This window comes from Micromonospora sp. HK10 (assembly GCF_000982955.1).
Classification (GTDB): Bacteria; Actinomycetota; Actinomycetes; order Mycobacteriales; family Micromonosporaceae; genus Micromonospora.
Genome location: NZ_KQ058760.1, coordinates 58,240 through 67,871, shown reverse-complemented (window position 1 = coordinate 67,871; position 9,632 = coordinate 58,240). Strand labels below are relative to the sequence as shown.

Annotated in this window: 12 protein-coding genes; 8 read left to right on the top strand and 4 right to left on the bottom strand. The window is 73.0% G+C overall.

Annotated features, from left to right (window positions below; translation table 11 throughout):
* Positions 1–734 precede the first annotated feature (734 nt).
* Positions 735–1,319 (top strand): hypothetical protein, encoded by a 585-nt coding sequence (locus tag LQ51_RS09995; protein WP_046564439.1) that lies wholly within the window; start codon positions 735–737, stop codon positions 1,317–1,319.
* Positions 1,320–1,721: 402 nt separating this feature from the next.
* Here the strand turns inward: LQ51_RS09995 and LQ51_RS09990 are convergent, their stop codons facing one another.
* Positions 1,722–2,531 (bottom strand): hypothetical protein, encoded by an 810-nt coding sequence (locus LQ51_RS09990; RefSeq protein WP_046564438.1) that lies wholly within the window; start codon positions 2,529–2,531, stop codon positions 1,722–1,724.
* Between the two features lie 74 nt (positions 2,532–2,605).
* Here LQ51_RS09990 and LQ51_RS09985 point away from each other — a divergent pair, with 74 nt between their 5' ends.
* A complete protein-coding gene (locus tag LQ51_RS09985; RefSeq protein WP_046564437.1) occupies positions 2,606–3,550 on the top strand; it encodes a Ppx/GppA phosphatase family protein in 945 nt (314 codons plus the stop codon).
* Between the two features lie 76 nt (positions 3,551–3,626).
* Complete coding sequence (locus LQ51_RS09980) at positions 3,627–4,433, top strand: sugar phosphate isomerase/epimerase family protein (protein WP_197087621.1); 807 nt, start codon at positions 3,627–3,629, stop codon at positions 4,431–4,433.
* A gap of 36 nt (positions 4,434–4,469) precedes the next feature.
* On the opposite strand, the gene LQ51_RS09975 is transcribed toward LQ51_RS09980, so the two are convergent.
* The 3 genes from LQ51_RS09975 to LQ51_RS09965 are packed head-to-tail and all read right to left on the bottom strand — an operon-like array spanning position 4,470 to position 6,508.
* Complete coding sequence (locus tag LQ51_RS09975; RefSeq protein WP_046564436.1) at positions 4,470–5,048, bottom strand: CGNR zinc finger domain-containing protein; 579 nt, start codon at positions 5,046–5,048, stop codon at positions 4,470–4,472.
* A gap of 19 nt (positions 5,049–5,067) precedes the next feature.
* Positions 5,068–6,234, bottom strand: coding sequence for a glutathionylspermidine synthase family protein (locus LQ51_RS09970; protein ID WP_046564435.1), 1,167 nt, complete (start codon positions 6,232–6,234; stop codon positions 5,068–5,070).
* A 1-nt stretch (position 6,235) separates the two neighbouring features.
* Positions 6,236–6,508 (bottom strand): hypothetical protein, encoded by a 273-nt coding sequence (locus LQ51_RS09965; RefSeq protein ID WP_231605671.1) that lies wholly within the window; start codon positions 6,506–6,508, stop codon positions 6,236–6,238.
* A 119-nt stretch (positions 6,509–6,627) separates the two neighbouring features.
* Between LQ51_RS09965 and LQ51_RS09960 the strand changes: the two genes are divergently transcribed.
* From LQ51_RS09960 to LQ51_RS33810, 5 genes are all read left to right on the top strand, one after another.
* The gene (locus tag LQ51_RS09960) at positions 6,628–7,548 is read left to right on the top strand and encodes a proline dehydrogenase family protein (protein WP_046564434.1); all 921 of its coding nucleotides are present in this window, start codon (positions 6,628–6,630) and stop codon (positions 7,546–7,548) included.
* Positions 7,549–7,650: 102 nt separating this feature from the next.
* A complete protein-coding gene (locus tag LQ51_RS09955) occupies positions 7,651–8,445 on the top strand; it encodes an alpha/beta fold hydrolase (protein ID WP_046564433.1) in 795 nt (264 codons plus the stop codon).
* Positions 8,438–9,004: a TetR-like C-terminal domain-containing protein gene (locus tag LQ51_RS09950; protein WP_046564432.1), complete on the top strand. Its 567-nt coding sequence runs from the start codon at positions 8,438–8,440 to the stop codon at positions 9,002–9,004. Before LQ51_RS09955 ends, LQ51_RS09950 begins: the two co-directional genes overlap by 8 nt.
* Positions 9,004–9,339, top strand: coding sequence for a YrdB family protein (locus LQ51_RS09945; RefSeq protein WP_046564431.1), 336 nt, complete (start codon positions 9,004–9,006; stop codon positions 9,337–9,339). Before LQ51_RS09950 ends, LQ51_RS09945 begins: the two co-directional genes overlap by 1 nt.
* A gap of 86 nt (positions 9,340–9,425) precedes the next feature.
* Positions 9,426–9,632 (top strand): hypothetical protein (locus LQ51_RS33810; RefSeq protein WP_304413730.1); only part of this gene is annotated, 207 nt, incomplete at its 3' end.

Here is a 9,632-nt window from a genome sequence, read left to right as displayed (position 1 = left end):
GCTGTCCGGTTGGGTCGTGCCCGGGGTGGGGCGTCGTGCGGTCCGGTCGAGCCTTGTCTTTTGATGCCCGCGGGCCTGGCGGTTGTGGTTTGGCCAATGATCAACTCTGGTTGCGGCATGTCGTGGTCTGCGTTGCTGTTGGAGGGGCCGCTTTGCCGCATGCCTGGTTAATCAAACCGAAGTCGGCCTGTTGTTGAGCTTGGGTGTCGAAGGCTTGGACGGCTCTTCAGAGGAGCGTCGGGTACCAAGGTCTCGCGGCGGGCTGGCGGTGCGGCCAGTCCCAGGGCCTGGCCTCCGTTCTGCTCGCCGTTTCGCCGGGGCGGCGTTGGGCGATGGTGAGTGGAACGTCATGGGTGTCTCCGGGGTCCGGATACACCCATGGCGTTCCACCGACGGGGTGGTGGCCTGCGTGGGCTGGGCGGTTCGGTGCGGTCTGTCCGGTTCTCGGGGTGGTGGCGGCACTCGGGCGGCGGAATGGTTGGCGGGGGCGGGTCGTTGTATCCGGGTGAACGGCCGAGCAAGAGCGCCCCGCCTCGGCGGGTGTGGCCCCCGGGGAATGATGGTGGGCCGCCGGTCGTTACACATGGTCCCGGCGCCGCGAAGAGGCCCCGCCCCACGGCCCGGATGATCCCCCAAGACTTTCCCCCTTTTTTTGAGCGCCTGACGGTGCTTGCGCACGCCCTGGCCGACCCCCCGGTCGGTGGTGTGCGCCAACCCCCGAATGGAGCTTCACCATGAACACGATGCTGCGTAAGAGCGTGCTGGGTATTGCTGGTCTGGCTTTCACCGGTGGTGTGTTCGCCGGTCCGATCGCCGCCCACGCCAACCCGGTGGATGCGAAGCCGGTCGCGGTTGCGGTGCAGGCCGACAAGCCGGACACCGGCAAGCTGATCCCGCACGGCGTGCAGGGCGCCCAGTCCAAGATTGACCTGACCGATGAGCAGACCGCGAACGCGAAGGCGATCATCGCGGCGACGAAGAAGGCGGGTCTGCCGGAGCGGGCCGCGGTGATCTCGATCGCGACCAGCCTGCAGGAGTCGAAGTTGGAGAACCTGGGCCACCTCGGTGACCGCAACGACCACGACTCGCTGGGCTTGTTCCAGCAGCGCCCGTCCAGTGGTTGGGGCACGCCGGAGCAGATCACCGACCCCGAGTATTCGACCCTGGCGTTCGAGAAGGGTCTGAAGCAGGTCGACGGGTGGCAGGACATGCCGCTGACCGAGGCCGCCCAGACGGTGCAGGTGTCGGCCTACCCGGACGCCTACGCCCAGTGGGAGCAGCAGGCCGCCGACATCGTCGCCCAGCACTGGAACAGCTGACCAACCGGAAACTGAACGACGCGCTGGCCGGCACCCCGACACCGGGTGCCGGCCAGCGGCGTATCGGCTCGACGGCCGACAGACGAGGGCGGTGACGGGCGCATGGCGAAGGCCGACCGCCACCAGCACCGAGCCGCCACCAGCACCGAGCCGCCACCAGCACCGAGCCGCCACCAGCACAAAGCCGCAGTCAGCACCGAGCCGCCACCAGCACGAAGCCGCAGTCAGCACCGAGCCGCGGCCAGCAACATGACACAACCAGGGGACAACGGCGTCGCTCGGGCGTTCGTCAACAACCAGTCCGGGACCAACTCGCGGCAGGCGCATCCTCGAAGAGATCGCCACGCACGACGACGAGCCCGGGCGGCCACCGTCCACTCGCCCTCGGCGCGCTACCAGCGATCAGCCAGAGCTGGCCGGATGCGGCGCCACCTGCCCCTGCCGGATCCGGGCGGCGCACAGCTCGGCGAGCTTCGCGTACGCGGGGGCGCCGATCAGTGCGGTCAGCTCCGGGCCGTAGGAGATGTACATCGGCTCGGCACCGACGTGCGCGTCGGTCGAGGAGGTGCACCACCAGTCCAGGTCGTGCCCGCCCGCGCCCCAGCCCCGCCGGTCGAACTCGGCGAGCGTGGAGATCAGCACCTTGGTGTTGTCGGGCCGCTTGTGCCACTCCTGGTCCCGGCGGATCGGCAGCTGCCAGCAGACGTCCGGCTTGTATTCCAGCGGGTGCACCCCGTCCCGCAGTGCCTGGGCGTGCAGCGCGCAGCCGCCCCCACCGGGGAAGTCGGCGTCGTTGAGGAAGACGCAGGGCGCGTCGACATCCCGGGTGGCTGTCCGCCGGGCCGGGCTCTTCCCGTCGATCGTGTCGCTCTCGGTCCAGTTCTTGAAGCCCCGACGGAAGTGCTGCCAGGTCTGCGGGGTGAGCCGCTTGACGGCCGCCCGGACCCGCTTCTCGTCGTCGCCGTCGGTGAAGAACGCGCCGTGCGAGCAGCAGCCGTCGGCGGCCCGGCCGGCCACGATGCCGTGGCAGCCCTTGCCGAAGATGCACGTCCAGCGGGAGAGCAGCCAGGTCAGGTCGGCCCGGACCACGTGCTTGGCGTCGGCCGGGTCGACGAACTCGATCCACTCCCGGGGGAAGTCCAGCCCCACCTCGCGGCTGCGCGGGTCGTCCGGGTCGTCCACCAGCACGTGAAGCTCGATCTGCCCTGTCACCCGGACCAGCGTACGCGCGGTGACCCGCGCCGGCCGGCGAGCCGACGAAACGTGTTGGCCCTAGGGTCGTCATCATGCGACTCGGTGTGCTCGACGTCGGTTCCAACACGGTGCACCTGCTGGTGGTCGACGCCCACCACGGGGCCCACCCCTGGCCGGCGCACTCGGAGAAGGTGGTGCTCCGGCTGGCCGAGCAGATCGGCCCGGACGGTGCGCTGACCGAGGCGGGCGCGGAAGGGCTGGTCAAGGCCGTCGGCATGGCCCGGGCTGCCGCCGACGGGCTGGCCGCCGACGACCTGTTGGCCTTCGCGACCAGCGCGGTCCGGGAGGCCACCAACGCCGGCGAGGTGCTGGCCCGGGTCCGCGACGAGACCGGCGTACGCCTGGAGGTGCTCTCCGGTGCGGACGAGGCGCGGATGACCTTCCTGGCGGTGCGGCGGTGGTTCGGTTGGTCCGCCGGCCGGCTGCTGGTGCTGGACATCGGGGGCGGCTCGCTGGAGCTGGCCGCCGGCATCGACGAGGACCCGGACGTGGCGATCTCGCTGCCGCTCGGTGCCGGGCGGTTGAGCCGGGAGCGGCTGGCGGTCGACCCGGCCAGCGCGGTGCCGCCGGCCGCCGAGACCGTCGAGGAGCTGCGGGAGTACGTCGACGGCCGGCTCGACGGGGTGCTGGCCCAGCTCACCGAGGTGGGCTGGGAGCGACCGGTGGCGACCTCGAAGACGTTCCGGATGCTGGCCCGGCTGGCCGGCGCGGCGCCGTCCGGGGCCGGGCTGTGGGCGCGGCGCAGCCTCACCCGCACCGGGCTGCGGCAGGTGCTCGGCTTCATCCGGCACATCCCGCCGAGCCAGTTGCAGGAGCTGGAGGGGGTGAGCGCCGGGCGGGCCCATCAGCTCCTCGCCGGTGCCGTGGTGGCCGAGGCGGTGCTGCGCCGGCTCGACGTGGAGAGCCTGGACATCTGCCCGTGGGCGCTGCGGGAAGGGGTCATCCTGCGCCGGCTGGATCAGCTCGCGCCGATGTGATCCGGGCGGGAGTCGTCGCCCGCTTTGCGGCTGCTCGTCCCGATGTCGGGCGACGGGGGCGGCTACCCTGAGGGGTGTGACTTCCCACGTCCCGGTGCTCCTGTCCAGTTCCTCGGTCTTCCCTGAGCGGACCGCGGCGGCGTTCCAGCTGGCCGCGGCGCTCGGCTACGACGGCGTCGAGGTGATGGTCTGGACCGACGTGGTGAGCCAGGACCCGGGTGCGCTGCGCGGGCTGGCCGACCACTACGGCGTCCCGGTCCTCTCGGTGCACGCGCCCTGCCTGCTGGTCACCCAGCGGGTGTGGAGCCCGGACCCGTGGGAGCGGCTGCGTAGGGCTGCCGAGCTGGCCGAGACGCTGGAGGCGCCGACGGTCGTGGTGCACCCGCCGTTCACCTGGCAGCGGGACTACGCGCGGAACTTCACCGAGGGCCTGGACGCGATCGCCGGGCAGTTCGGTGGCCTGCGGTTCGCGGTGGAGAACATGTTCCCGGTCCGGATGGCGGGCCGGCAGTTCGTCCCTTACGTCCCGGGCTTCGACCCGACCGACGCGGGCTACCCGTCGTACACGCTGGATTTGTCGCACTGCGCCGCCTCGCACACCGACGCCCTCGCGATGGCCGACCGGATGGGGGCCGGGCTGGCCCACGTGCACCTGGGTGACGGCACCGGCGAGGGGCGTGACCAGCACCTGGTGCCGGGCCGGGGCGCGCAGCCCTGCGCGGAGCTGCTCCGCTCGCTGGCCGGGCGGGGCTTCACCGGCTCGGTCGCGGTGGAGGTGACCACCCGGGGCGCGAAGAGCCGCGCCGTGCGCGAGGCCGACCTGCGCGAGGCGCTGGAGTTCGCCCGCGCCAACCTGACCGCCCCGTCCCCGGTCGACGCCTGAGCCGCCGGCGCGGCTCGGGCCGCGCCGGCGACCGGGTCAGCTGACCGGGGTGAGGGTCTCCGCCGGCTGGGCGGGGGCCGGGACCTGCTCGCCGACCGCGGCGCGCTTGCGGGCCCGGTGCGCCGCCACGTGCGAGCGGGTGGCGCAGCGCTCCGAGCAGAACCGCCGGCAACAGTTCGATGAGGTGTCCAGGTAGACGTTGCCGCACCGCTCGTCGGCGCACACGCCGAACCGGGCGCTGCCGTATTCGCAGAGCCAGACGGAGAGCCCCCAGACCGCGCCGGCCAGGTATTCCGACGAGACCGAGGCACCCCGGCTGGTCACGTGCATGTGCCAGTCGCTGGAGTCGTGGCCGGAGATGCGCGGTTGCACCGGGAACGCCTCCAGCAGCGCGTTCAGCTCCGTCACCGCGTCGGCGTCCCGGCCCGAGGTGCCGTACTCGAAGACGTCACGCAGGCGCTTCTGCGCCCGCCGGAAGATGGCCAGGTCCCGTTCCGCCACCTCGTCGCGCATCCAGGCGTTGTCGTCGGGAAAGATGGCCCGCAGGTCGTCGAGGTCGTCCAGGCGGGCGTTGACGAGATCAACACCGGTCCGGGCGTACGCGTCGAAGTTCACGACACCAACGGTAGACGACTCAGGGGGTGCGCGGCGCGTCGATGTAGTGGGGCAGGAACCGGGCGTAACCGTCCGTGATGAGGCTCTCGCTCTCGCGTATCCCGGCGCCGGCCGACTCGCCGTCGACGATCCAGCTGCCCAGCACCATCCGGCTGCCCGCGAATTCGGGCAGCGCACGGAACTCCTGATAGCAGAAGCCCTCGTCGCCGTAGCTCCCCGGGTTGGTCAGTTCGGTGCCGCCGGTCACGATGCGGACCGAGGCGCCCTCCCGGCCGAGCAGCGGCTTGGCCACGTATTCCGACATTCCGCGCGGCGAGTCCAGGTACGCGGGCAGCAGCAGCTCGTGGCCCGGGTACAGCTCCCAGAGCACCGCGAGCAGCGCCTTGTTCGACAGCAGCAGCTTCCAGGCCGGCTCGATCCAGGTGGTGGGGGTGCCCGGCGCCAGCGCCGGCGGCCCGTACGGCTCGGCGAGCATCCACTCCCACGGGTAGAGCTTGAAGCAGGTGGTGATCGGCCGGTCCGCGCCGTCGACGAAGCGCCGCCCGTCCCAACCGATCCGCTGGATCGGCATGAGCGTGGCGTCCAGCCCGGCCTGGCGGGCCGTCTCGGCCAGGTACCCGGCGGTGATCTGGTCCTCGCCCGACTCCTCCTCGGCGGACCAGACCACGTGCACCCGAGGGTCGTGCAGGCCGGCGCCGATCTTCGCCCAGGCACCGACCAGCCGCTCGTGCAGGCTGTTCCACTGGTCCGCGGCCGGCCGGGTGTGCTCCAGCCAGTACCACTGCACGATGCTCGCCTCGACCAGCGCGGTGGGGGTGTCGGCGTTGTACTCCAGCAGCTTCGGCGGCCAGCTGCCGTCGTACCAGAGGTCGAAACGGCCGTAGAGGCTGGGCGGGGCCTCGCGCAGCGAGCGGGCGACCGCCTCCGCGGCCCACCCGGGGATGCCGAACTCGACGTACCGGTGGCGGGCCACCACGTGCTCGGCGGCGGCCACCGACATCCGGTGCAGCTCCTCGGTGGCCTCCTCCAGCCGGAGCACCTCGTCCAGCTCGAACGCGTACGCGGCGGTCTCGTCCCAGTACGACATGATGCCGCCGTCGGGCAGCTCGGTGTCGACGTACACGAGGCCCTGCGCCCGGACGGTCGCGTCCCAGTCGGGGCGCGGATCACTGGTCTCGCGCCGCATGTCAGCCGCCGCAGGAGGCGAGGTGGGTGCCGAAGCCGCCCCGCTCGGGCAGCGGGCCGGCGACCGGCGCCGGCGTGTCCCGGGCGGCGCCGGGCGGGGCGACGCGCAGGGCCAGGGCCACGGTGTCGCCGCCACCCCCACCGGCCGGGCCGAGGGCGCAGTCGTCATCGTCGTCGTAGCCGTTGTTGCAGCCGGAGAGGGCGAGCGCCAGTGCGGTCAGCGCGCCGAGCTGCACGGTGGCCGACCGGAGCCGGCGGCGGGGGTGTCGATCCACATGATCTTTTGTAGCGGGCCGTCGCCAGCCGGACGGCCCGCGGGCACCCCGGGGACGGAGCGTGACGTTGCCCCGCCGCCCCCCGGCGCGGGCCCACCCCCGGGCGTTACGCTCGGCTCATGCTCCGTTCCGTCATCCTCGCCGCCTCCCGGTCATCCCAGGTGGAGCGGCTCGTCGCGACGGCCCCGTTCACCCGGGACGTCGTCCGCCGGTTCGTCGCGGGCGCCGGCACCGACGACGCGCTGCGCGCGACCCGCGTACTCGTCGACGACGGCCAGGCGGTGACCCTCGACTACCTGGGCGAGGACACCACCACCCCCGAGCAGGCGAACGCCACCCGGGACGAGTACCTCGCACTGCTGCGGCTGCTCGCCGCCGCCAAGCTAACCCCGGCCGCCGAGGTGAGCGTGAAGCTCTCCGCCCTCGGTCAGCTCTTCGACGAGCAGCTCGCGTACGACAACGCGCGGGCGATCTGCGCGGCGGCCGACGCGGCCGGCACCACGGTCACCCTCGACATGGAGGACCACACCACCACCGACTCGACCCTGGACGTCCTGGCCAAGCTGCGCAAGGACTACCCGTCCACCGGGGCGGTGCTCCAGGCGTACCTGCGGCGGACCGAGTCGGACTGCCGTGAGCTGTCCGGTGCCGGGTCCCGGGTGCGGCTGTGCAAGGGCGCGTACTCGGAGCCCGAGTCGGTGGCGTACCAGTCCGCCCGCGAGGTGGACAAGTCCTACGTGCGCTGCATGAACGTGCTGATGTCCGGGGACGGCTATCCGATGCTGGCCACCCACGACCCGCGGCTGATCGCCATCGGCGAGGACCGGGCCCGCTGGTTCGACCGCGACCCCGACCGGTTCGAGTTCCAGATGCTGTACGGCATCCGTCCCGAGGAGCAGAAGCGGCTGATCGGGGAGGGCTACACGGTGCGTACCTACGTCCCCTACGGCGACCAGTGGTACGGCTACCTGATGCGCCGGTTGGCCGAGCGCCCGGCGAACCTGGTGTTCTTCGGCCGCGCGTTGGCGTCGAAGAAGTAAGTCACGCGAAGCTGGTCGCCGCCGACCGGCTCCAGGTGCAGTCTCCACCGTGCCTGAGGCCAACCCTTGACCCGTAAAGCTAATAGTATTAGCTTTACGGCTATGACGATTAGCCGGGTGGTTCGGGACGGTGGCAGCCTCGCGTACGAGGTGCACGGGGCGGGGCCCTTGGTGGTCCTCGCGCACGGCATGGGGGAGAACCGGGCCACCTTCCGGCACCTGGTGCCCCGACTGGTGGCGGCCGGCTACCGGGTGGCCTCGGTCGACGTGCGCGGCCACGGCGACTCCAGCCCGCACTGGCCCACGTACGCCCCGGCCGAGGTCGGTGGCGACCTGCTCGCCGTGGTCCGGGCTCTCGGCGGCGGGCCGGCCACCCTGGTCGGCAGCTCGTCCAGCGGCGCCGCGGTGGTCTTCGCCGCCGCCGACGCGCCCGACCTGGTCAGCGGCGTGGTGCAGGTCAGCCCGTTCGTGGCGGAGCCGAAGCCGAACCCGGCCATGCGGCTCGCGCAGGCGGCGGTGCTGCGCAGTCCCCGGCTGTTCGGGATGTTCCACCGCACGCTCTTCCCGTGCGGGCGGCCCGCCGACGACGCCGCGTACCGGAAGGAGATGGTCGCCCGGCTGCGCGGCCGGATGGCCGCGGTGCGCGGCGTGGTCGCGCCGGCCGCGCCGCACTGGACCGCGCGGGCCGCGGCGGTCCGCCAGCCGGTGCTGGTGCTGATGGGTACGAAGGACCCGGACTTCCCGGACCCGGGCGCCGAGGCGCGGGCCGCCCGGCGGCTCTTCGCCACCGCCGAGGCCCGCATGATCGCCGGCTCGGGCCACTACCCGCACGCCGACCAGCCTGACGCCACCGCCGCCGACCTGATCGAGTTTCTGACGGTGACCACCGGTGCCTAGGGCCGGCCTGACCCCGCAGACGGTGGTCCGCGAGGCGGCCGTGCTCGCCGACGAGGTCGGCCACGACCGGCTTACCCTGGCCGCCCTCGCCGCCCGGCTCGGCGTGGCGTTGCCCAGCCTCTACAAGCACGTCAAGGGGATCGACGCGCTGTACCAGAAGCTGTCCGCGCTGGCCACCGCCGAGGTCGCCGCCGAGCTGACCAGGGCCGCCGCGGGCCGGGCCGGCGGCGACGCGCTGCGCGCGGTCGCCGCCGCCTTCCGGTCGTACGCCCGCCGGCACCCGGGCCGCTACCCGGCCACCCAGCGGGCCCCCGACCCGGCCGACCCGGAGCACCTCGCCGCCGGCGAGCAGGCGGTCGGCGCCATCTACGCGATCCTGCGCGGGTACGGCCTCAGCGGCGACGCCGCCGTGGACGCCACCCGGATGTTCCGGGCCGCGGTGCACGGCTTCATCGCCCTCGAGGCGGCCGGCGGTTTCGGGCTGCCGCGCGACGTCGACCGCTCCTTCGACCAGTTGGTGGCCGGCCTGGACACCGCCTACCGGAACTGGAGATCCTGATGAAGGTCGTGCTGATCGGGCTCATCTTCCTGCTCGAGCTGGCCCTGCTTGCCGCCGCCGCCACGTGGGGGTTCACGCTCGATGCCGGCGGGCCGCTCCGCCTGCTCGCCGGGCTCGGCGCGCCGCTGCTGATCGCCGTCGTGTGGGGCGCGTTCTGCTCGCCGAAGGCGGCCGTCGCGCTGCCCGCGCCGGCCAAGCTCAGCGTGCAGGCCGCCTGCTTCGTCACCGGCGGGCTGCTCCTCGCGCTGGCCGGCCGGCCCGTGCCAGGGGCGCTGCTGGTCGCCCTCTGGGCGCTCGACAAGGCCCTCCTCCTGCGCTCCGGCGAAGCGGTGTGACGCCCGCCCGCACGCCGGCCGGTCCCGGCGTGCTCCCCGGCGGGTACGGGTACCGCCGGCGGCGCGGGAGCGGGTTTCGGGGCCGGATGCTGGTCGGACTGCCGAGCGGCATGCTGCGCGTGGTGGTCGGCCTCCGGGGCCGGGTGCTGGCCGGCCTCCCGGGTCGGGTGGTGGTCGGCCTCCCGGGTCGGGTGGTGGTCGGCCTCCGGGGTCGGGTGGTGGTCGGGTGGTGGTCGGCCTCCCGGGTCGGGTGGTGGCCGGCCTCCGGGGTCGGGTGGTGGTCGGGTGTCGGC

Coding starts and splice junctions, on each gene's coding strand:
- LQ51_RS09960 (WP_046564434.1), top strand. CDS start 6,628: ATGCTCCGTTCCGTCATCCTCGCCGCCTCCCGGTCATCCCAGGTGGAG.
- LQ51_RS09995 (WP_046564439.1), top strand. CDS start 735: ATGAACACGATGCTGCGTAAGAGCGTGCTGGGTATTGCTGGTCTGGCT.
- LQ51_RS09985 (WP_046564437.1), top strand. CDS start 2,606: ATGCGACTCGGTGTGCTCGACGTCGGTTCCAACACGGTGCACCTGCTG.
- LQ51_RS09970 (WP_046564435.1), bottom strand. CDS start 6,234: ATGCGGCGCGAGACCAGTGATCCGCGCCCCGACTGGGACGCGACCGTC.
- LQ51_RS09955 (WP_046564433.1), top strand. CDS start 7,651: ATGACGATTAGCCGGGTGGTTCGGGACGGTGGCAGCCTCGCGTACGAG.
- LQ51_RS09945 (WP_046564431.1), top strand. CDS start 9,004: ATGAAGGTCGTGCTGATCGGGCTCATCTTCCTGCTCGAGCTGGCCCTG.